Below are 21017 nucleotides of genomic sequence, written 5' to 3' on the forward strand. Positions count from 1 at the left end.
AGTTAACTCCGTCTTCCACCCACCAAGTTTAAATGGGGGGCAGTGTGCGGCATTGGCCGCCCGCAGGATGAAAAAGGAAGCAGCCTACACTTCCATCGGATACAAGCCACTAAACTTTAGGAGTTCAAAAATTCATGTAAAAATTTCGCCCGGCTACAGTCTTACGTCACGTCCATCCTGAGTCGAATCCCACCAAATATCTGGCTAGTTGCACGTAGCCATATTCATTGGTGTGAGAGTGAGTAATCAAAATTTGTGCTGGTATGAAAGCTGATTACTATAGGTGTGCGGTAGATGGAAATGTGTGGGTTGAATCAAATGGAGGAGTTTATATTGTGGCTTGTAAAATTCGGAAGAGCATTGTACTAGATGATTCACATCCTTCCCCTGCCTTGGTTCAAGGAAAAGTTAAGGGTTGTAGGGATTTCCTTAGATTTTTTCAACGGCTTACGAGTCGGTCTGTTAAATTTGATGCATCTTTCTTCGGGAAAGGGGTATGCCACTCCCTTGGTACATCTCTGGAGCTAGAGATTACTCATAATCTCCCTCTGACATATCGAGAAGGCATCAGAAATAGAGCAGGAGGGGTACAAAGTCCTCCGCTTTTATCTTGGATTACTTCGGGTGAGCCGTTGCTGGTAAAGGTGTCTGGCGAAGTGCGGTCCGCATGGGAAGATAATTTCTTCAATCACGGATATCGGAATATGGCTGTTCATGGTCTTTCAGATGAAGTGACGGGTAGAATGTCTATTTTTGGGTTCTACAACTATCAGGCGGAGTCTGATGGTGTGATGGTAGATCTTCTAAATAATATTGCAGAGCTTACGCATGAAGCACTTTACGCAATTCCTAAAACCATTGATCGTGAATTTCATATGGTGGGGAACGAAGAGATTGCAACTCTGACGGCGCGTGAGGAAGAAATAATCTATTGGGTTGGTCAGGGGAAAACCAACGCAGACATAGGCTTAATTCTCGGGATTAGCTCAAATACTGTTAGGAATCACCTGTATAATGCTTCGGAGAAATTGTCGGCAAGCAATAGAACGGAGCTTGTTTCTTTTGTGGGTCAACGTTTTTCTATTTGATGGACTAATTGGGTGAGTACTCTATGGACAAGAACGCTTTTTTCTGGCTGGTGCAAAACGGTCATTTGCCACCACCGAAGGCTGCTGAAACGCTCGGTATCAGAGTCCTGAATGTAGATGGCAGTCAAGGAGTCATTGACGTCTCATTTGAAGCTCCCGCGGCCTTTACGAACCCGGTGGGTAATGTACAAGGCGGGTTTCTTGCAGCAATGCTAGATGACACGATGGGCCCAGCACTTGCGGCGACCCTCAAAGAGGGAGAGTTTGCGCCAACCCTGAACTTGAACGTGAACTTTCATACGCCAGCTAGGACAGGAACGCTGATTGGGAGAGGGCGCGTAGATAGACGAGGCGGACAAGTTTGCTTTCTCTCTGGCGAACTTGAACAGGACGGGAAAGTTATCGCGACTGCAACCGCAACGGCGCTAGTCCGAAAACTATAGGGTCATTCCATTTTATTTTGATGGTAAGGATGCCCTCGTTCACATGACCGTTGCTCGTGCAGCCAAGTGATCAAAGGGTCTTCGCCATCTCGGCGGTGCCCGACCAGCCCAATCCCTCGTACACCGGCTTGCCGGCCTTGGTCGCGTGCAGCACGGCAAAACTCAAACTGCGTTGGGCGAACTCGGCTTCCGCCAGCTTCATCAGGGCGGAAGCCAAGCCCCGGCGCCGGTAGGCAGGTTCAACGAATACGTTCAGCACATAGCCGCGCTGGTCCGAGGCTGGATGGGACGGATGAGGGGGCCAGTCGATACTCATCAGGCCAATCGCCGCCGCAGGCTGCTCGGCGTCCATCAGCGCGAAACCGTAGTAGCGGCCGTCGAGCAGGCGTTGCTGCAGCCAGGGCCGGAAATGCTCGGTCATCAGGCGCAATTTCGATGGATCGCCTTCAGCCTCGAGGAACATCGTCTCGCGGTGCACGCAGATGATCTCAAGGTCATCGGGCCTGAGCCTGCGAGCCGTCAAGCCTGCAAAGTCGATGTTGCCGGGTATGTCGTTCATCGCGGGCACCTGGACGGAAAAATCCAAATCTAGGGTGGTCGAGAACGGGGTGACAGACACAGATTGGATAAAAGCGCGTCATACAGCGGTCGTGGGACTCGGCCTCCGCTGCGCTCTGCACCAAGCTACGGTTCGCAGTTCAGGCAACGGCGCCGCCAATGGGCGGCGCCTTTGTTTTCAGATTCGCCACCTGCTCGGCAGGCGGCTGGCGCTTTGCGGGGCTTGTTGTGATGCGAAATGGGGGAGCTCTTCGAGGGGCACCCAGAGTCTTCCTTGCCATTCCAGCAGGCTTTGCCGCAGGCCGTCCCATTTCATCAGTACGCGTCTGGGTTGGCTGGGGGCGAGGGTTTCGGCGTCGCGCAGGGTGGGGAAGAATTCGTGGTCGAGCCAGTATCGGAGGCTGCGGTTTTCGGGGCGGTAGTAGCGGCAAAGGGTGCGGTAGGTGGCGGACTGGCTGATGACGGGTACGTCTTCTTCGTTGCCGGTGGCGTAGAGGAAACGCAGGGTCCGGCGCTGGTCGGGGTCCATCTGGTCATAGAGGCGCTGGTGGTGCTTGTGGCCGATGAGCCGGGCGAAGTCGAAGGCGCTGGTCCAGGGCTGGCCGTCGATCATCACGCCGCGCAGGGGGCGGGTGTAGCGGTGGAGGGTGATGGGGGTGAATGCTTCATGCATGGGTGTAACTCCTGGGACTGGTTGAGGAGCTACCGTCGTTCGCTGTCAATCGAAGGGCGGCAGACCGCGCGGGGTTGACAGACCGGGTCCAGGATCCGGCAGATCACGAGGATCTCCCCGCGCGATCTGCCATGAAGCGTTGCAGCAAATACTGCATGCGTATCAGAGCCTGCAAAGAACCTTCGCTGTTCCTCGCATGCACCGGTTGGCGCAATCGCGCCTGGACAACGGGCTGTCAAACCCGGCCACGGGATTGACCGTGGCGGACCGGAACACTATCGAGCGCGCTTGTAGGCCCTCAAGGTTACTGGTGCGTGGGAAATTTCTCTGTAGGACGGCGAAAGCGGATGCGGTGCAGGTGCGTAGGTCGCGGGCCCGCGATGAGCCGGTGATACCGAGCCCGGCCGATCAGCCCTCTCCCGGAGGGGGAGGGGAGTAAAGCGGCGCTCAGCTGTACAGCCAGCGCTCCAGCTCTTCCAGGTTGGCAGCGACTATCTGTTGGGCCACAGCCTTGGCCTGCAGCTTGTTCGGGTCGATCTGGTAGCGCTGCAGCACGTATTGCACCAGGGCGCCACGGGTATCCAGCACCAGGCGGCCGTCCTGCATGCCGTAGTCGATTTCGATCAGCGTCTTCTGCGCCGGTTTCAGGCGCGGGTCCGGCTCGATGATCACTTGCACCTGGGTATTCCAGCCCTGGTCCTGCTCGCGGCTGTGTTCCGAGGCGTCCAGCAGCTCCGGCACGCCACGCAGGCGGCTGAGGACGAAGTCGCGGTAGGCGCGATTCTTCTCGCAGTAGGCGCGTACATGCCAGCGCATGCCGGTGTAGACCAGGGTGTGTGGGGCGATCAGGCGGATTTCCGGCGTGGGGTTGGCCAGGGAGACGTACTCGGTTTCCAGCCGCAGTCCTTCCCGACAGGCCTTGAGCAGCGGCCGCAGCACTTCGGGGCGTACCGAACGGTCTGGCACCTTGAGCACGTCGGTGTGGGCGTAGGCCAGGGCCAGGCCCTCGATATGGGGCGCGCGCTCGTGGTTGTGGTTGAGCAGGTGGAGATAGGCATCGGCGCTGTCGTCGATGAACAGCGGACGGAACTGCTTGCTGGGGACATAGCCTTTCAGGTGCTTGTCATATGTCAGGTTTTTGGGCGCATGTTCACCGATGTAGGTGTTGATGTCCTTGGACGCCTGTTGGCGGCTGATGCCGAAGCTCTGCATCAGGTGGTTGGTGGTCAGGCGCCCCTCCCACCAGACAACGGTCTCGATCAGGCGGTAGCGCAGGGCCAGGTCCCAGCGCACGTGTTCGATCGACTGCTTGCGTTTCATGGCGTGCCTCCATCCGTGCCAAAAGTTTACCTGTACACATCTACATTCTAGACCTGTCTTGTGACGCTACATATCTTCGCGTCATTGGGCAAGACGGCCCATTCTGGAGACAGGGATGAACGCAATGGAACTGACCTGGGCCTTGCTCGGCGGTGCGATCCTGCTGATTGTGCTGCTGATGCTGGCCCTGTTCTGGCAGGAACTGCGGGTGTGCTACGGGCAGGAGGTGCTGGCGGACATGCGTGGACGTCTGGAGGGGCTGCAAGCCGCTAACGAGATGCTGCGTCGGGAAAATCGCGAGCTGCGTGCGGCCTTGCAGGCGACTGGCCAGTACTTGACCAAGCCGTCTGCGACACCGGGATAGCTATCCCCGCCAGCTTCGGCGACGACAGCGGAACGGGGCCTTAAGATCGCGCCATCGATGAGAGCATCCATCGCCGCTGGTCTGAATCATGAAGATCCATCCTCTGCCTCCCTTGAACAGCCTGGTCGCCTTCGAGGCTGCCGCCAGGCACCTGAGCTTCACGCACGCCGCGAGCGAACTGAATGTCACCCAGGGCGCCATCAGCCGCCAGGTACGTCACCTGGAAGAGTACCTGGGCAAGCCGCTGTTCGAGCGCGGTACGCGTACCATTCACCTCACGCCCACGGGCAGCCGCTACTACGAAACCGTGCGCGACAGCCTGCTGCACGTTGCCCGTTCCACGGACGAAATCCGTCATTGGCGGGGTGACCAGCAAGTGACGGTGGTCACCAGCACGGCGCTGGCGGCGCATTGGCTACTGCCGCGCGTGCCGCAATTCAAGAGCCGTTTCGAAGACATCGACCTGCGCATCGTCGCTGACGATCAGGTCCGGGACTTTTCCCGCCTGGAGTGCGATCTCGCGCTCTACTACTGCAGCAAGCCGCCGAAGGACATGCGGAGCACGCCGCTGTTCGCCGAAGAAGTCTTCCCCGTATGCAGCCCGGCCTACCTGGCACGCCACCCGCAATTGACGACGGTGGACGGGCTGGCCGATTGTACCTGGCTCTGGCTGGAGGCCACCCAGCGTGACTGGATCGGCTGGCCGGAATGGCTTGATCGACTCGGCCTTGGCCCGCTGATGCCGCGCCAGCGGATCAATATCAACAGCTACAGCCTGCTGATCCAGTCGGCCCTCTGTGGGCAAGGGGTCGCGCTGGGTTGGCATCAACTGGTGGACGACCACCTGCTGACCGGCGCCCTGGTGCGACCGAACAGCCTCGCGCTGAAGACCGAGGGGAGTTTCTGCCTGCTGGAACGCGCCGGTCCGGGCAGTCCGAGGCAGAGCGTGCGGCAGTTCCGCCAGTGGCTGACGGAGAGCGTGTGACCTGGGGCGCCTGGTTAGCACCGCCGTAGGCTGGGGTAGAGCGCTGCGAAACCCATGCTGTTGGCAGCCAATGGGTTTCGCATTGCGGTTAGTCAGACCTGCTTGCGCGCGGTAAGGGCGCCCGCTGGGTCGATGTTGCGCTGGGGCTGGCCGCTGGCGAGGGCGTCCACCAGGTGGGGCGCCTGGCCGGGGAGGCGACGTCCGCCTGGATGGCCGGGCAGGGCGCCCAGCGGCTCTTCGCGCAGGCAGCGCATCAGCGTGTAGCTGAGCAGCAGGACGAACAGCGCGATGGGCAGCCCGGCGGCGATGCTGGCCATCTGGATCGCTGTCAGTCCGCCAGCCAGCAGCAGGGCAATGGCGATGCCGGCCTGGAGCACGCACCAGACCAGGCGGATGCTCTTGGGTGGGTCGACGCTGCCGTTGGAGTTGAGCGTGCAGAGCACCTGGGTGCCGGAGTCCGCCGAGGTGATGAAGTAGGTCGCCAGAAGGATGCAGATCAGGATGCTCAACGCCTTGCCCAGCAGCCCCGTATCAATCCGCTCCATCAGCACGAACATGGCCGAGGTGGTTTCCTGCTGGGTGGCCTGCAGCACGGTGCCGCCCTTGAACTCGGCCTGAGGGCCGGTCAGCTCGCCAGCGGCGACGCGCTGCTCGTGCTGGAGGCGGTCATCCTGTTCGGCCTTGAGTGCCGATCCGCCGAACACCGACATCCAGACGATGGTGACCAGGGTCGGCACCAGCAGCGCACCGACGATCAGCTCACGAGCGGTACGGCCTTTGGATATCCGCGCGATGAACAGGCCGACGAAGGGGCCCCAGGTGAGCCACCAGGACCAGTAGAACGCGGTCCACAGGTTCTGCCAGCCGTCGTCCTTCTGGGCGTCGCTCCAGAAGCTCAGGTGCATGATGTTCTGGGCGTAGTCGCCGGTGCTTTCCAGCATGAGGTTGAGGATGTAACGGGTCGGCCCCAGGCAGAGCACGGCGGCCACCAGGACGACGGAGAGGATCATGTTCCATTCCGAGAGAATCTTCATGCCGCGGGACACACCGGCCATCACGGAAAGGGTAGTGACCAGGCTGATGGCGATCACCAGGCCTACCTGCACATTGAGGTTCACCGGTAGATCGAACACCTGGGCCAGGCCGGTGTTCATCTGCACCACCCCCATGCCCAGGGAAAGGGATACGCCAAAGGCGGTGATCACGGCGGCGGTGATATCCACAACATGGCCAAGCGGCCCGTGGATGCGCTCGCCGATCAGCGGGTAGAGGATCGAGCGCATGGTCAGCGGCAGGCCCTTGCGATAGGCAAAGTAGGCCAGCGCCAGGCCGACGATGGTGAAGATCGCCCACGGATGCAGACCCCAATGGAACAGCGTGATGCGCATGGCGGTCGTGGCGGCTTCGTCGCTCAGCGCTTGGGCGAAGGGGTTGCCGGCGTAGTGGGACATGGGTTCGGCCACTGACCAGAAGATCAGCCCGATGCCCATGCCACCGCTGAACAGCATGGCAATCCAGGAACCGAAGCTGAACTCGGGTTCGTCCTCGTCACGCCCAAGCTTGATGTGCCCGAAGCGGCTCATGGCCAGGTAGATCAGCAGCCCCAGCACACCCGTGACCAGCGCCAGGTAGAACCACTTGAACTGCTGCAGGACGAAGCTGGAAGTGGCCTTGAACACGTCCCCTGCCTGCTCGGCCTGCAGTACGCAGCTCACGACGAAGGCGATCACGATCAGCACTGAGCCGAGCGTCACCGTGGGATTGAGGCCCTTGAACAGGCCCGATTCTGCACGCATCTATATCCCCTTTTGTTCTTGTTCAAGGGTTTCTACGGGGCGCAAGGGCCCAATCTAGAGCGACAAAATGGAGCTAGAGGGGATTGTCGGACAAGTCATTTTTCGTCATGCCTCGATGATATTTCGGCATGGGTGACGCCTTCCTGGCCGCGCATTGCGTGGGCTGAAGCCCACCATCGTGATCTCCGCCCAAGCCACCAGCAAGCTGGCTCAGAGTGCCTTGCCGCTACTCGCCACCGTCGGCTTGAGCGCCCGCGCCACTTCGCCCTGGATCTTGTAGGCCGGCGCTTCCACCGCGTTGTAGTCGCGGGTATAGCGGCGGGCGAAATCTGCCACGCCCCAGTCCAGGTACTGCTTCACGTGATGGAGTTCGTGGGCCCACAGCGCGACGTTGTTCTGCGCGTCGTCCTCGTTGCGGAAGACGATCACGTCCACCAGGGTCACCGCTTCCACGTCGGGGTTCTGCATCAGGGTGTTGGCGGCATTCATCTCGGCGTCGACGCCCACCTTGTAGCGCGCCGTGTCCAGCACTCGCAGGTCGTAGTAGGGCTCCAGTTGCGCGCGGATATGCAGCGGAATCGGCTGCAACTGGGTGGCAAGCATGTTGCTTCGAGATTGCACGATCCACTGCTGCAGGCTGGCGGCGGCCACTTGGTTGACGCTTTCCAGCAGCGGCGCCATATCGCCCTGCGCACCTGGCGCACAGAAGCAGGTCACCACGCACACCTGCGATTGCCCGGTGGGGCAGGCGAGGGCGGCGGTGGAGATGAAGGGCAGGGCGAGAATGGTCTGGCGAAGCAATGTACGAGCGGATACAGCGAACAAGGGGCCTCCCGGAAGCGCTGACGGAGCGCACCATTATGGACAGCGGCGGCGGGAATTGGTTGCGCAATCCCCATCCGGCTGTCGGCCAGGCGTCAGGCGGAAGCTGGTCGATCAGGTCCTGTACCGTGAATTCGCAATTGCGTCTCATCACGTCTTCCCCCATGCTCCTCGCTGTCCCGCATTGGTATGTCTAAGTCCATGAAAACTATAGCGATGGTGTTGTATCCGGACTTCCTGCTCCTGGATATCGCCGGCCCCCTGGAAGTCTTCTCGATCGCCAACCGCTATCTGGCACCGGACAAGCACTACCGCATCACCATCATCGGCACCGAATCCGGCCCCCTGCGTGCGTCCAACGGCGCGCTGATGCAGGCGGAGTTCACCCTCGAGCAGGCCACCGGCAGCTACGACCTGCTGCTGGTACCCGGTGGCCCCGGTGCCTACAACCACCAGCATCCCGAGCTGCTGACCTGGCTGCGTGGCGCGAGCGAGCGGGCCGGGCGTTATGGCTCCATCTGCACCGGTACCTTCATCCTCGGCCATGCCGGCCTGCTGGACGGCCATCGGGTGACCACCCACTGGCATTACACGGAGCGCCTGATCAAGGCCTTCCCAAAGGCGCGTGTGGAGACGGACCAGATATTCCTCGAGGACCGTCGCCTGGTGACCTCGGGTGGTGTCACCGCCGGTATCGACCTGGCGCTGTCCATGGTGGCCCTGGACCATGGCCGCAAGGTCGCCCTGGACGTCGCCAAGGTGCTGCTGGTGGTCATGAGCCGGCAGGGTGGGCAGGCTCAGTTCAGCCCGTTGGTGGCCAACATCACCCCCCATGAGACGCCCATCAGTCGGGTGCAGAACTACGTGCTGGAGCACCTTGATGAGTCCTTCAGCATCGCGCGGATGGCTGAGATCGCCGCCATGAGTCCGCGCCACTTCGCCCGTCTGTTCGCCCGCGAAGTGCAGATGACGCCCATGGAGTTCCTGCAGAACGCTCGTATCGACCAGGCCCGTAGCCTGCTCGAGTCCAGTGACCTGCCACTGAAGACCATCGCCTTTCGCAGCGGCTTTGGCAGCGTGCGACTGATGCGCCAGCGCTTCGTCGAGCGGCTGGGGCTGACCCCAATGCAGTACCGCCTTCAGTTCAATTGAGTGAGTGCGTGTCCGCATCGGGCACTTCGATGTCCGTACCCGGCCCTGCAGCGCGGTTGTCGCCCAGTCTCCAAGTGACAAGATAAAGCCATTCGTCGAGAGCCGGGCGCACGCCTGCCCATGCGGCCGCTTGCGCTCACCGGTGATGAACGGGGGCGACTGCCAACCTGGCACTGCCGTGCCTCTGGCCATGGCCTACATTCAATCGGGCCTGGAAGTTCCTGCCAGACCCGCCCCATCACCACGACACCGATTCCTCCACCAGGATGGCTCCATGAACCGAAACGAACTGCGCCGCGTCGACCTCAACCTGCTGGTGGTGTTCGAAGCCCTGATGTTCGAGAAGAACGTGACGCGCGTGGCTGAGAAGCTCTTCCTGGGCCAGTCCGCGGTGAGCGCCTCGCTGGCGCGCTTGCGCGACCTCTTTGATGACCCGTTGCTGATCCGCCAGGGACGCGGCATGGAGCCGACGCCCAGGGCGCAGGCCATCCTCAAGGAACTGCGTCCGGCCCTGGATGCCATTTCCGGTGCGGTGAGCCGTGCCCGGGAGTTCGACCCCTCCAGCAGTCGCGAGGTGTTCCGCATCGGCCTCTCCGACGATGCCGAGTTCGGCTTGTTTCCCGAACTGCTGCGGCGGCTGCGCGAAGAGGCGCCAAGCATCAAGGTGGTGGTGCGCCGGGTGAACTACCTGCTGATCCCCTCGCTGCTGGCCTCCGGGGAGATTTCCGTGGGAGTCAGCTACACCCAGGACCTGCCGGCCAACGCCAAGCGCCGCAAGCTGCGGGACATCCCCTGCAAGGTGTTGCGTGGCGACGACCGGCCGGAGCCACTGACCCTGGACGATTATTGCGAGCGGCCCCATGCCATGGTGTCCTTCTCCGGGGACCTGTGCGGCAACATCGACCTGGACCTGCAGCGGGTGGAGCGCAGCCGCAACGTGGTGCTGGCAGTGCCGCAGTTCAGTGGCCTGCGCTCGTTGCTGGCGCGCACCGAGTTGATCGCCACCGTGCCCGACTACGCCGCCTGCGCGCTGGTGGAGGGCACCTGCCTGCGTGCCGAGGATCCCCCGTTTCCCATCGCCCCTGCCGAACTCTCCATGGTCTGGAGTGGCGCGCATGACAACGACCCGGCCGAGCGCTGGCTGCGCAATCACATCTACCGGCACATGTCGCGCTCGCTGCATGAGCTGGGTGAACCGGAAGCCGTCTAGCACGGTCGCGCCAGTGCGAGAGGGCAGAGACGTGCAATCGCTTTCCGCCGGGAGACGGCGTGCTCGGGGTCCGACCTGTGCCACCGCTCCGGCGCCCACCGACCGAGGACCTGTTCATGAGCCAAGACCCCTCCGACAAGAGCCGTCGCCGATTCCTGGCGACCAGCTCCGTGCTGGGCGCCACCGGCGCCCTGTGGTCTGCCCTGCCATTTGCCGGCAGTGGCGGCGCGACCTTCGCCAGCCCATCGAGGAAAGACATGAAAGCTGACCTGATCCTGTTCAACGGCCGTTTCCATACCGTCGACCGTGAAAGGCCCTCCGCCAGCGCGGTGGCCATCAAGGACGGCAAGTTCCTCGCCGTCGGCAGCGATGCCGAAGCCATGGCCCTGCGCGGCGACGCGACCCAGGTCATCGACCTGAACAAGCGCACCGTCATTCCCGGCCTCAACGACTCGCACCTGCACCTGATCCGTGGTGGCCTCAACTACAACCTGGAACTGCGCTGGGAAGGCGTGCCCTCGCTGGCCGATGCCCTGCGCATGCTGAAAGACCAGGCTGATCGCACGCCCTCGCCGCAGTGGGTGCGGGTGGTCGGCGGCTGGAACGAATTCCAGTTCGCCGAGAAGCGCATGCCCACGCTCGACGAGTTGAACAAGGCGGCGCCGGACACGCCGGTGTTCGTCCTGCACCTCTACGACCGTGCGCTGCTCAACCGTGCCGCCCTCAAGGTGGTCGGCTACAACCGCAATACGCCCAATCCGCCCGGTGGCGAGATCCAGCGCGACGCCAGCGGAGAACCCACCGGCATGCTGATAGCCCGGCCCAACGCGATGATCCTCTACTCGACCCTGAGCAAAGGGCCGAAGCTGCCGCTGGAGTACCAGGTCAACTCCACCCGCCAGTTCATGCGTGAGCTCAACCGCTTGGGGCTGACCAGCGCCATCGACGCCGGCGGTGGCTACCAGAACTACCCGGACGACTACCAGGTGATCCAGGAGCTGGCCAAGCAGGGCCAGCTCAGCGTGCGCATCGCCTACAACCTGTTCACCCAGAGGCCCAAGGAAGAGCTGGCCGACTTCCAGAACTGGAGCAAACAGGTCAAACCCGGCGACGGCAGCGACTTCTTCCGCCACAACGGCGCCGGCGAGATGTTGGTGTTCTCCGCCGCCGACTTCGAGGACTTCCTCGAACCGCGCCCGGACCTCGCGCCGAGCATGGAGCAGGAGCTGGAGCCAGTGGTGCGCCACCTGGTGGAACAGCGCTGGCCGTTCCGCCTGCACGCCACCTACAACGAATCCATCTCGCGCATGCTCGACGTGTTCGAGAAGGTCAATCGCGACATCCCGTTCAATGGTCTGCCCTGGTTCTTCGACCACGCCGAAACCATCAGCCCGCAGAACATCGAACGCGTGCGCACCCTCGGCGGCGGCATCGCCATCCAGGACCGTATGGCCTTCCAGGGCGAGTACTTCGTTGACCGCTACGGCGCCAAGGCCGCCGAGCAGACCCCGCCGATCCAGCGCATGTTGGCCGAGGGCGTGCCAGTGGGCGCCGGCACCGACGCCACCCGCGTGTCCAGCTACAACCCCTGGACCTCGCTCTACTGGCTGGTCAGCGGCAAGACCGTGGGCGGCCTGGAGCTGTATCCCCAAGGCCTGTCCCGCGACACCGCGCTGCAACTGTTCACCCACGGCAGTGCCTGGTTCTCCAGCGAGCAGGGCAAGAAGGGCCAGATCAAGGTGGGCCAGTTGGCCGACCTGGCGGCATTGTCGGCGGACTTCTTCAGCGTCGAGGAGGAAGCCATTAAGTGGATCGAGTCGGTGCTGACGGTGGTGGACGGCAAGGTGGTGTATGCGGCCGGCGAGTTCGACAAGCTCGGCCCACCGCAACTGCCGGTGCTGCCCGACTGGTCGCCGGTGGCCAAGGTCCCCGGCCACTGGAAACTCGCCGCGCCGTTGACCGCCCAGGTGCACCAGTGCGTCGGCGCCTGCGCCGTGCACGCCCACAGCCACGAGCGGGCGCGGCAGTCCAATGTGCCAGTGAGCGATTTCCAGGGCTTCTGGGGCGCTTTTGGCTGTTCGTGCTTTGCTTTCTGACGGATCTCCGCAGGTTCGAAGGGCAGACCTTCGGCCTGCTTGGCGAATGAATTCGCCCCCACAGAAAAGCTGTTCGTCACCACCCAAGTAAGGAAAAATGCCATGACAACGCGCTATAACCGTCTCGACAAGGACAACGCCGCCGTACTGCTGGTCGACCACCAGGCCGGCCTGCTGTCACTGGTTCGTGATTTCACCCCCGACGAGTTCAAGAACAACGTGCTGGCCCTGGCCGACATCGCCAAGTTCTTCAACCTGCCGACCATCCTCACCACCAGCTTCGAAAGCGGCCCCAACGGCCCGCTGGTACCGGAGCTGAAAGCGATGTTCCCGGACGCGCCCTACATTCCGCGCCCAGGCCAGATCAACGCCTGGGACAACGAAGACTTCGTCAAAGCCGTGAAGGCCACCGGCAAAAAGCAACTGATCATCGCGGGCGTGGTGACTGACGTGTGCGTGGCCTTCCCGACTCTGTCGGCCATCGAAGAAGGATTCGACGTGTTCGTGGTGACCGACGCTTCCGGCACCTTCAACCCGGTGGTGCGTGATGCCGCCCTGAACCGCATGAGCCAGGCGGGCGCACAACTGATGAACTGGTTCGCCGTGGGCTGCGAGCTGCACCGTGACTGGCGCAACGACATCGAAGGCTTCGGCGGCCTGCTGGCGAGCCACCTGCCGGCCTACTCCAACCTGATGCAGAGCTACTCGGCGCTGAACGCCAAGTAAGTCCGTCGCGGTAAAGCAGAAATGCCCGCATTATGCGGGCATTTCTGTTTGTGGGTGCCCCCGGCGCCGCAGGCTGTCGCGTCGTGGGTACTCCGAAACGAGGGCGCCCCCTGAAGCGGTCGCGCAAGAACGATCACGTGCCACATTCGGAAACGCGGCACATGGGCTCGCATCTCTTGAGGAACACGCAAGGAAGACCCCAAGGCAGGCACCGGCCATGTCAAAGTCTGGGTGCCACTGAAAGACTGAAAAGGGGGGAGACTGCCGACTTCCCGCCAGCCTAAACTGGCGGGCATTTCTGCAAGGCTCTTGCCCTTCTATGCCAATCCTGCTGGTCAAATGCCGTTGTCGAGCACAGCGTTTCGTCACGCTGTTGCTCGCTGTTTTCTGGCTGCAGTCCGGGCTGGCCGCTGAGCCGGCGGAATACCTCATCGGCGTGGAGCGGGTGGACTATTACCCGATCTACTCCGCCGTAGCGCCGGACTACCCGTACCGTGGCTACGCCCGCGACCTGCTGGACCTGTTCGCGGCGCGGGAGAACCTGCACTTCACCTACGTGGCGCTGCCAGTGCGGCGCCTGTCCCATGCCTACCTGACGGGGCGGCTCGATCTGGTCTTCCCTGACAATCCGCGCTGGGAGACGGCGCACAAGCCGCCCCACATCGCTTATTCACAGCCGGTGCTGCAGTTTCAAGACGTCATGCTGGTATTGCCCGAGCGCAAGGGCCAGCCGCGTGAGAACTTCCATCGGCTTGGCTTCGTTCGCGGTTTCACACCGTGGAAATTCCAGGACGATATCGCCGCCGGACGGGTTGTCATCGAAGAGGCGCCCAATCCGGAAGGGCTGATCCATATGGTCCTGGCCGGCCATATAGACGCCGCCAACATGGCGCAGCAAGTGGCGCACTTTCATCTCAAGCGTGAGGGGCGGGAGAACGACCTGGTGGTGGAACCCGGCTTGCTGCCGCTCCGCGACAGCTTCTATCACCTGTCGAGCATTCGGCATCTGGAGCTGATCCGTCGCTTCGATGCTTTTCTTCAGCGAGAGCAGCAGGCGATTCAGGCGTTGAAGGCCAAGTACGGCTTGTGAGCTGTGTTCGGCGTCAGGCTACTTTGAACACGTCCATCAATTCCGCCAGAAAGGTGCTCATCAACTCGCTCTGTCGGGTGGAGCGCCTCACCGCGACGTGGAACTGCACCTCATAGCGCAGTCGCGCCGGATCGAGCGCGCGGAGTTGCTCCAGTTCCACATGCCGCGCCGCATAGTGTTGTGGCAGAAAGCCCAGGTGCTGGCCGGGCCGACGCTGCAACTGTGGCAGGCCCTTGCCCGCGAGCTGGAGATCGTCATCGTCGGCGGTTTCTGCGAGCGGCTGGATGCACAGCGGGTCGCCAACAGCGCGGCTCTGGTGGATGCCACGGGCGTGCGCGCGATTTACCGCAAGGCCCACCTGTGGGACGCCGAGAACGCCATCTTCATCGCCGTTTGCGACCGTCATGGAGCGGAGCGCGGGGTGAACTGGGTGCAGGGTTCGGTCATTGTCGACCCGGACGGCTACCCGTTGGCCGGGCCGGCCGAGGAGGGCGGGGAACAGATCCTGATGGCCACCCTGAAGCTGGACGACGCGCGCAACAAACGCATCAGCCCACACAACCACCTGCACGACGACCGCCGCCCGGAGTTGTATGGAGTGGGTGGATTGCTGGAGTAGCTGGCGGCATTCCTGTAGGCGCGAGCTTGCTCGCGACCGGGGATATCTTCGCGAGCAGGGCTCGTTCTTACGACGTTTGCTTGCCTAGGCTCTGTACGAAAAGTGCCTGCGCTCGGTGATGCTGCGTTGAAATCGGCCTCAGAATGCTCATTTACAACGCGTAAACTGCGCTTCTTCGGCCGATTTCGCCTTGCCTGACCTTCGCTCGACGACTTTTCGTACAAAGCCTAATCCGCTATCGCATCGGCAACGGTGGCTTGGGACGGAGGCTGCTGCTCCTTGATGCAAAACAGGACCATATGGAAGTCGGCGTGCCATTCCGACTCGCAGCGGCTGCGAATCGCTCCGCTGTAGCCGGCGACCGCATCGGCCGCTTCACGCTGTTCCTCCAGGCAGTAGGCGCGCATGGCATCACCGCTCCATTTCTCCAGGCAATGTGCCTGAATAGCCGACTCGCTGGCCTGGACGCTGGAAATACAGATGGCTGAAAGGCAAGTGGCAGTGGCAATCAAGTGCTTTCTGTACAGCATGGTTGGGCTCGCGCTCCCCTGGGAAGGTCGGCTCTCCTGGCCTGCGAATTACCGGATGCAGTGATTGGAAACCCTGGATGCGCTGTGCGCGGAGCCCTGATCAACGCTGCTCCTGTGCACAGTGGTGGTGCAGTCTAGTACAGCGTGGGCGATAGGGTTCCTAGGTCGGATGTCGCAACCGGACAGACGGCGGGTGAAAAGCGCGGTGACCGGTCAAGGTAGGCTGGAACTCGTTTCACAGGCCGCACTCTGAGGAGAACGCAAACACCAAGGAGTCACCATGCGTTTCCGCATCACCGCTGCAACCCTCACCCTCATTGCCCTTACTTGCACATCGGCCATGGCACGGGATGATCACGATGACCTGCTGCGCAACCTCATCTCCACCGGCGCCACGACGGCCTCCACCTACCTGACCAGTGGCGGCGACGACGACAAACTCGTCGGCCCGGTGCAAGACGACGCCAGCAGCTTCATTGCCAGCGAGGGCGAGATTCGCGGGCCGTACCTCGAAGCGGAGCTGCAACGACTCCGCAGCGAGAGTCCTGAGCTGCAAGCGCGCAGCGACCTGGAGCTGGCGGGGGCGATTCTGGCGGCTGAGCCGCGCTGATCGTTTTCGACGCCCATCGGTTCGGGGGAGGGACAGGCCTATCGTCCTCTCCCTTCCCTGATCTAACCGATCAGCCACGGCGCCTGCTCCAGCAGACGCGCACATTCATTCAGCGGCAGCCACGCCTTGCCTTGCCAATGCAGCACCTTCAACTCTCGCCCCAGCCAGTGCTGCATCTTGCGGCAGGGGCGTGCTTCATCGACCCGCTCCTCGCTCCGTAATCGCGGGATCACCTGCTGAGTTATCCACTGGCGGATGCAGCGGTTCTCCGGGTGGTAGAAGTGGATCAGCACGGCAAACACACCGGAATCGCTGATCAGCAGTTCTTCCTGGAACTCGCCGTGCCCGTTGCGCATCCAGGCCCGTTTCAACTGATCGTCATCGAGATTGCGGTGCACCCGTTCGGCGAGCTGGGGATGGTTCATCAGCCGTGCGAGATCGCTGACTGCGAACCAGGGTTCGTCGTCCAGCAACAGGGCGCGTAGTTGCCTTTTGTGGCGAATGAAGGAGAGGAGGGAGCAGCACGTCGATATCTGTCTGCTGCTCGGGGGGAGTGTCAAAATCAGGCATATCCATTACCTCTGCCTGGTGGAACAGCTTTCCTAGGGCTGTTGGCGTCGGGAGCTAAAAAACCTCAAGCAGAAGGCTGGGTGATCTACCCGAAGAACGAGAAGGATGATCTGACGGCCGATGAGCGAAAGGTGCTCAGGCAAATCATTGAGCGGTGGAGGTAATCGCCATGAGCAAATTCTTTGAAGACCTTCTGGAAAGCGTCCAGCAGATGGACGAAATCCACCGTGGCGAACGTAAGCCCTCGCGGGAGTTCACCGTGGACGCGCTGCAGGTGAAGGAAATCCGCAAGGCCACTGGCCTGACCCAAGCCAAGTTTGCGGCCATGATCGATGTGCAGCTCGGCACGTTGCGCAATTGGGAACAAGGTCGACGTGAACCCACTGGCCCGGCCAAGGCGTTGCTGCGGGCCATCCATAACGACCCCGAGCACGTCATCCAGGCGCTGTCTCACTGAGCCTGTAGGCGGGTCGATTTCGACACTTCTTCGACACCACCAAACCCCAGAAACGAAAAAACCCCATAAATCAGGGGTTTAGTCAGGGGATTCTGGAGCGGGCGAAGGGAATCGAACCCTCGTCATGAGCTTGGGAAGCATTGTGGCGCACTGTCCACGGCTGTCTGAGTTCATGCACAATTGCCCGCTGAGGCCTTCTATATCGGGGCCTCTGGATAGGCGGGGTGTCCATGGTTGTCCCAGGGTGAACCACCTTGCTTCGTGCAAACGGCCCCCAGAAACGGCCCCCAACTAAGGACAGCCCTGTGCTCACAGAGAGACAGATCCGCGCACTCAAGCCGGCCGAGAAGGAATACACCGTCAGCGATGGGCGCAGCGCGCGCGGTGAGGGTGTCCTGATGCTTCGGGTACGGCCCAATGGTACGAAGGAGTTTTACTTCCAGCGCCGGAAGAACGGGCGGAAGCTGAAGACGAAGCTGGGCACCTGGCCGACTATGGCGCTCACGGATGCACGGGACCGGTGCCGTGAGGAAAAGGAAGTCCAGGTCGAGGCGGGCACCTTCAAGGAACTGATGGCCGCATATGTCGCCAAGCTGAAGGAGGAGAAGGCCGCCAGCGCTGAGCACGTCGAGTGGTCGTTCAAACGCTACGTTTCCGAGCCATTCCCCACCCTGGTGGAGCGTCCGGCCGTGTTGATCGGGCCCGCCGATATCCGCGACATACTGGCCAAGATGATTGCCGGCGGCGTTACCACCATGACGAACCGGGTGCGCTCCCGCCTTCATTCGGCCTTTCAAAGCGCCCTTCAGCAGGACTACAACCCCCGCACTTACCTGGAACAGGAAAACCGCTTCGGGCTGACCAGCAATCCGGTGGCCAGCGTCCCCGTCCAGGAAGACTGGGAGCAACCGGGGGAACGGGCGCTTACTGAGGACGAGCTGAAAGCGCTCTGGCACCTGCTGCCGGAGAAACTATCCCTTACGACGTCCGAGCTGCTCAAGTTCCTGATAGCCAGCGGTGGCCAACGACCGGAACAACTGCTCCGCTCTGATCGGACGATGTATCAACGCGACCATGTGATGATCCGCAATGGCAAGGGCGGCGAGGGGGAGCGGGCGATGCATGTGGTGCCCTACAACAAGCTGATTAGAGCCTGCCTGAAGGAAATGGAGTGCATCAATAAGGAGGGCGCCTATCCGTTCCAGGGCAAAGAAGAAGGGAAGTCGCTGAACCCACAGTCTCTATCCAGGGCGGTGAGAAAACTGCAGGAACGGCATGAAAAATCGTTCAACGGCCCGTTCACGCTTCGAGACATCCGGCGCACCTGCAAGACGCTGATGGCCAAGGCCGGGCTCACCAAGGAACTGAGGGACCGAATTCAGGGACACGCCTTCAACGACGTGTCGTCCAAGCACTACGACCGATACGACTACTTCCAGGAGAAGAAGCGCGGCCTCGATCGCTGGGCCGCCTGGTTGGAAAAAAACGTCATCGAGGCCAAGAAGTAGGGCCGCTCATGCGGCCCTTTTTGGTGTCCACCCCATCGGGTTTTCCAACCAGCGGTTGATTTCCGACTGTCTCCAGCCTACACGCCCGGGCGTGATCTGCACCGGGCTGGGAAAGCGCTCAGCTTTCACCTCCCGCCAGAGTGTCGAGCGTGCCAGGCTGATGGCTTCCAGCACCTCGGCCTCCCTCAAAAACCTATCCAGCTCACTGGCCACCGTTTCCACCTCCCAGCCACTCTTGGCGCCGCGTCCATTGGCGGCGCATTTCTTCGATTAGTCTTTCAACTGCTGCGGCCCCGCGCCTGGCGAGAGACTTCTCGAGCTCGGTGATCTTCTCCGGCGTGGTATTGCCACGCCGGAGCCAGTACCGGGCCTCACATTCCAGCATGTGCTGGCGTTCGGTCTGGTCTGTCATGGTCGGTTCCTACTCGCAAAGGCCATAGATCGAACTGCAAAGCTCCGTCGGACTGTCGGAACGCAGCATGTCGTACTGGGTGCCGCCTCGGCTGGTCTTGGACCATTCAACTCGGCCACGGATGCCGTGCTTCGAAGGGTCGATCGCTGCGGCATTTCTGGCTCCCAGGTCACGGGCAGGGAAGAACGTTGCGGCACGGGTCTTGGATGACATCGAGACATTCGCCTCCCAGGCTTCCTTCTGGTCGATGACCTGAGGGAAGCGCCTGCTGATCTCCAGGATCTCGTTTTTACCTGCGTTGATGCAGGGCATGCAGCCGACCCGGCTCATACCCATCAGGTAAAGCGGGTTCGGTTTGATCCCGTGTCGCCGGGCGATTTCGAATACCTGCTCAGCAGTCCATTTGTGGATTGGACGGTAATGCCAGAGCTCCGCTCCGCTCGCGCGATTGGTCAACTTCCATTCCAGTTCCACCAGGCTGGCGCGATCCGGCGACTCGTCGGCCCTGACGCCTTGCCACGACATGATGTCGTGGCCTTCGGTAAGCAGTGGGTTCTGTATCTGCTGCTCCATAGGCTGGATCTTGAGCTCAATGGTGCAGAACTTGACCTTGGTCGATGGGAATCGGCCGTGTACCAAGCACATGTCCAGGAAGGGAATGCCGGTCGGATGCAACACCGACAGCGCGCGCTCAGCCGTCTCCGGTGTCCAGTGGTACTTGGCGTTGGTGCGTTCCTTGTGGGTTCCGGCGATCACGGAAAGCATCATCTGGCGTCGAGCGGCTATCGCTGCTGTGAAGTCGGCCCGGACTCGACGTAGGGGGAAGGGGAGCACGCTCTCCAAGTAGTCCAAGTATTCGTAGGTCAGCTCGTGCTCATTGCCGGTGTCGGCGAACGCCAGTATGCCGTTCTCGACCTCGCGCTCCTTCATCAGCAGAGCGGCAGCCAAGCTGTCCTTTCCAGCGGATAGGCTCGTGATGTTGTACTCGATCACTTTGCCACCTCCACCATCGCATACAGGGTCACGCCCTCAAGGTCGAGGTCCTGATGCAGGTTCAGGCGCTTGAGGCCGTCCAGGTTGTCTGGATGGCAGTCGGTGAGGAGCACCGCCGGCATGCGGGCGGACTCGCTGCGGATGGCCTTCAGCTTGGCGAGCAGGGTGGTGAAGTTGTAGAGCCCGGCCTCCAGCTCGACAGAACTGTGGCCCTGGGCTTTTAAGTTCTGGCGTAGTTGGCGGGGCGACTTGGTCGCGGTGCTGATGAATTCAACGCGCATAGCGGCGCCCTCCCTGGGCTTTCTTCGCCTTGATGTTGTCCATGTAGGTCGCCCACTCAGCGTTTTTGCGCTGCTGGCGGATCTGGCTGCAACGCTGGTGGCGGCGGGTGGAGCGGGCCTTGCCGCAGATGTCGCAGGTGCTGGGCAGGTCCAGGCGGTGGCTGGCCATGGTCGGCCGGATGCGCTCAGCCATGGGTCACCTCGTCTACCTGCAAGGTGTCGAAGTCGATCACGTAAACGCTGGCCGCCACGCAGCGGATGCCGCAGCGCCCGAACAAGCTCCCTTCGACAGTTCCACCCCATCCTTCCTCGTTGTGGATGTCAGCAGTCCAGTACGGGCCAGGGTTATCGCCAGACAGCGGGTTGCGCGACTTCTCGGTGAACTCGGCTCCACCCTGGGCGAGCATCTTGTTGATCATCCATTCGCCGAAGAGGCGAATGACAGTGCGGACAACGTCGCCTTGTTCTTCGGCAACTCGACTCCTGGAGTCGGTCCAGAACTGGTTGATCATGGTGGCCAGCTCTTCGGTGAGTAGGTCGTGGTTGACCTCCAGCGTCACCTGGTCGTCGCCGATCTGATCCGAGACGACGTATCGCTTGATGTTGGCAGCGGTGGTAGCCTCAGCGGCGCCGCCTTGGGGTTGATTCACTTGCATGGTGCTTCTCCTTTGGGGTGGTTGGCGTCGGGGAGTTGCAGCTCCCCGGCGCCTCTTC

Annotated in this window: 25 protein-coding genes and 2 pseudogenes; 13 read left to right on the plus strand and 14 right to left on the minus strand. The window is 61.7% G+C overall.

Annotation, left to right across the window (positions count from 1 at the left end):
- Positions 1–263: 263 nt before the first annotated feature.
- Positions 264–1088 (plus strand): helix-turn-helix transcriptional regulator, encoded by an 825-nt coding sequence (locus tag E8F20_RS27575; RefSeq protein WP_280286590.1) that lies wholly within the window; start codon positions 264–266, stop codon positions 1086–1088.
- A 23-nt stretch (positions 1089–1111) separates the two neighbouring features.
- Positions 1112–1531, plus strand: coding sequence for a PaaI family thioesterase (locus E8F20_RS27580; protein WP_280286591.1), 420 nt, complete (start codon positions 1112–1114; stop codon positions 1529–1531).
- A 70-nt stretch (positions 1532–1601) separates the two neighbouring features.
- Here E8F20_RS27580 and E8F20_RS27585 read toward each other — a convergent pair whose 3' ends face one another.
- The 3 genes from E8F20_RS27585 to E8F20_RS27595 form a co-directional block, all read right to left on the minus strand.
- Positions 1602–2090 carry a GNAT family N-acetyltransferase gene (locus E8F20_RS27585; RefSeq protein WP_280286592.1) on the minus strand — a complete coding sequence of 163 codons (489 nt, stop codon included), beginning with the start codon at positions 2088–2090 and terminating at the stop codon, positions 1602–1604.
- A gap of 177 nt (positions 2091–2267) precedes the next feature.
- Entirely contained in the window at positions 2268–2762 is a 495-nt protein-coding gene (locus tag E8F20_RS27590) for a BRO family protein (protein ID WP_280286593.1), read from the minus strand.
- Between the two features lie 447 nt (positions 2763–3209).
- Complete coding sequence (locus E8F20_RS27595; RefSeq protein WP_280286594.1) at positions 3210–4082, minus strand: WYL domain-containing protein; 873 nt, start codon at positions 4080–4082, stop codon at positions 3210–3212.
- A 115-nt stretch (positions 4083–4197) separates the two neighbouring features.
- On the opposite strand from E8F20_RS27595, the gene E8F20_RS27600 reads away from it, so the two are divergent.
- The gene (locus E8F20_RS27600; protein WP_280286595.1) at positions 4198–4446 is read left to right on the plus strand and encodes a hypothetical protein; all 249 of its coding nucleotides are present in this window, start codon (positions 4198–4200) and stop codon (positions 4444–4446) included.
- An 88-nt stretch (positions 4447–4534) separates the two neighbouring features.
- Positions 4535–5431: a LysR substrate-binding domain-containing protein gene (locus E8F20_RS27605; protein WP_280286596.1), complete on the plus strand. Its 897-nt coding sequence runs from the start codon at positions 4535–4537 to the stop codon at positions 5429–5431.
- A gap of 92 nt (positions 5432–5523) precedes the next feature.
- Here the strand turns inward: E8F20_RS27605 and E8F20_RS27610 are convergent, their stop codons facing one another.
- Positions 5524–7227: a BCCT family transporter gene (locus tag E8F20_RS27610; RefSeq protein ID WP_280286597.1), complete on the minus strand. Its 1704-nt coding sequence runs from the start codon at positions 7225–7227 to the stop codon at positions 5524–5526.
- 210 nt (positions 7228–7437) lie between these two features.
- Positions 7438–8052 (minus strand): DUF4157 domain-containing protein, encoded by a 615-nt coding sequence (locus E8F20_RS27615; protein ID WP_280286598.1) that lies wholly within the window; start codon positions 8050–8052, stop codon positions 7438–7440.
- A gap of 198 nt (positions 8053–8250) precedes the next feature.
- On the opposite strand from E8F20_RS27615, the gene E8F20_RS27620 reads away from it, so the two are divergent.
- The 5 genes from E8F20_RS27620 (at position 8251) to E8F20_RS27640 (ending at position 14323) form a co-directional block, all read left to right on the plus strand.
- A complete protein-coding gene (locus E8F20_RS27620) occupies positions 8251–9201 on the plus strand; it encodes a GlxA family transcriptional regulator (RefSeq protein ID WP_280286599.1) in 951 nt (316 codons plus the stop codon).
- 274 nt (positions 9202–9475) lie between these two features.
- Positions 9476–10411, plus strand: a complete 936-nt coding sequence (locus tag E8F20_RS27625) for a LysR family transcriptional regulator (protein WP_280286600.1) — start codon at positions 9476–9478, stop codon at positions 10409–10411.
- 257 nt (positions 10412–10668) lie between these two features.
- Positions 10669–12507: an amidohydrolase gene (locus E8F20_RS27630; RefSeq protein ID WP_280286679.1), complete on the plus strand. Its 1839-nt coding sequence runs from the start codon at positions 10669–10671 to the stop codon at positions 12505–12507.
- Between the two features lie 102 nt (positions 12508–12609).
- On the plus strand, positions 12610–13233 hold the full coding sequence (gene ycaC, locus E8F20_RS27635; protein ID WP_280286601.1) for an isochorismate family cysteine hydrolase YcaC: 624 nt from the start codon (positions 12610–12612) through the stop codon (positions 13231–13233).
- Between the two features lie 319 nt (positions 13234–13552).
- Positions 13553–14323, plus strand: coding sequence for a transporter substrate-binding domain-containing protein (locus tag E8F20_RS27640; RefSeq protein ID WP_280286602.1), 771 nt, complete (start codon positions 13553–13555; stop codon positions 14321–14323).
- A 13-nt stretch (positions 14324–14336) separates the two neighbouring features.
- Here the strand turns inward: E8F20_RS27640 and E8F20_RS27645 are convergent.
- A pseudogene (locus tag E8F20_RS27645) lies at positions 14337–14528 on the minus strand (LysR family transcriptional regulator); the annotation flags it as partial.
- On the opposite strand from E8F20_RS27645, the pseudogene E8F20_RS27650 reads away from it, so the two are divergent.
- Positions 14529–14942: pseudogene (locus tag E8F20_RS27650) on the plus strand (nitrilase-related carbon-nitrogen hydrolase); the annotation flags it as partial.
- 227 nt (positions 14943–15169) lie between these two features.
- Here the strand turns inward: E8F20_RS27650 and E8F20_RS27655 are convergent.
- Positions 15170–15472, minus strand: a complete 303-nt coding sequence (locus E8F20_RS27655; protein WP_280286603.1) for a hypothetical protein — start codon at positions 15470–15472, stop codon at positions 15170–15172.
- Between the two features lie 280 nt (positions 15473–15752).
- Here E8F20_RS27655 and E8F20_RS27660 point away from each other — a divergent pair, with 280 nt between their 5' ends.
- Positions 15753–16082 (plus strand): DUF2388 domain-containing protein, encoded by a 330-nt coding sequence (locus tag E8F20_RS27660; RefSeq protein ID WP_280286604.1) that lies wholly within the window; start codon positions 15753–15755, stop codon positions 16080–16082.
- A gap of 62 nt (positions 16083–16144) precedes the next feature.
- Here the strand turns inward: E8F20_RS27660 and E8F20_RS27665 are convergent, their stop codons facing one another.
- Positions 16145–16555: a BRO family protein gene (locus E8F20_RS27665; RefSeq protein WP_280286605.1), complete on the minus strand. Its 411-nt coding sequence runs from the start codon at positions 16553–16555 to the stop codon at positions 16145–16147.
- Between the two features lie 266 nt (positions 16556–16821).
- Here E8F20_RS27665 and nadS point away from each other — a divergent pair, with 266 nt between their 5' ends.
- Together nadS and E8F20_RS27675 are read left to right on the plus strand one after the other, a co-directional pair.
- Complete coding sequence (nadS, locus tag E8F20_RS27670; RefSeq protein WP_280286606.1) at positions 16822–17109, plus strand: NadS family protein; 288 nt, start codon at positions 16822–16824, stop codon at positions 17107–17109.
- Positions 17110–17414: 305 nt separating this feature from the next.
- Positions 17415–18617, plus strand: coding sequence for an integrase family protein (locus E8F20_RS27675; RefSeq protein ID WP_280286607.1), 1203 nt, complete (start codon positions 17415–17417; stop codon positions 18615–18617).
- A gap of 6 nt (positions 18618–18623) precedes the next feature.
- On the opposite strand, the gene E8F20_RS27680 is transcribed toward E8F20_RS27675, so the two are convergent.
- The 6 genes from E8F20_RS27680 to E8F20_RS27705 are packed head-to-tail and all read right to left on the minus strand — an operon-like array spanning position 18624 to position 20959.
- Positions 18624–18839, minus strand: coding sequence for an AlpA family phage regulatory protein (locus E8F20_RS27680; protein ID WP_348529645.1), 216 nt, complete (start codon positions 18837–18839; stop codon positions 18624–18626).
- Positions 18820–19029, minus strand: coding sequence for a hypothetical protein (locus tag E8F20_RS27685; RefSeq protein ID WP_280286609.1), 210 nt, complete (start codon positions 19027–19029; stop codon positions 18820–18822). The genes E8F20_RS27680 and E8F20_RS27685 overlap by 20 nt, the downstream gene beginning before the upstream one ends.
- A gap of 9 nt (positions 19030–19038) precedes the next feature.
- Positions 19039–20022 (minus strand): phosphoadenosine phosphosulfate reductase family protein, encoded by a 984-nt coding sequence (locus tag E8F20_RS27690; protein WP_280286610.1) that lies wholly within the window; start codon positions 20020–20022, stop codon positions 19039–19041.
- Positions 20019–20303 (minus strand): hypothetical protein, encoded by a 285-nt coding sequence (locus tag E8F20_RS27695; protein ID WP_280286611.1) that lies wholly within the window; start codon positions 20301–20303, stop codon positions 20019–20021. The genes E8F20_RS27690 and E8F20_RS27695 overlap by 4 nt, the downstream gene beginning before the upstream one ends.
- The gene (locus E8F20_RS27700; RefSeq protein ID WP_280286612.1) at positions 20293–20496 is read right to left on the minus strand and encodes a hypothetical protein; all 204 of its coding nucleotides are present in this window, start codon (positions 20494–20496) and stop codon (positions 20293–20295) included. The genes E8F20_RS27695 and E8F20_RS27700 overlap by 11 nt, the downstream gene beginning before the upstream one ends.
- The gene (locus tag E8F20_RS27705; protein ID WP_280286613.1) at positions 20489–20959 is read right to left on the minus strand and encodes a DUF2528 family protein; all 471 of its coding nucleotides are present in this window, start codon (positions 20957–20959) and stop codon (positions 20489–20491) included. The genes E8F20_RS27700 and E8F20_RS27705 overlap by 8 nt, the downstream gene beginning before the upstream one ends.
- Positions 20960–21017: the final 58 nt, after the last annotated feature.

This window comes from Pseudomonas sp. BN415 (assembly GCF_029871195.1).
GTDB classification, from domain to species: Bacteria; Pseudomonadota; Gammaproteobacteria; order Pseudomonadales; family Pseudomonadaceae; genus Metapseudomonas; species Metapseudomonas resinovorans.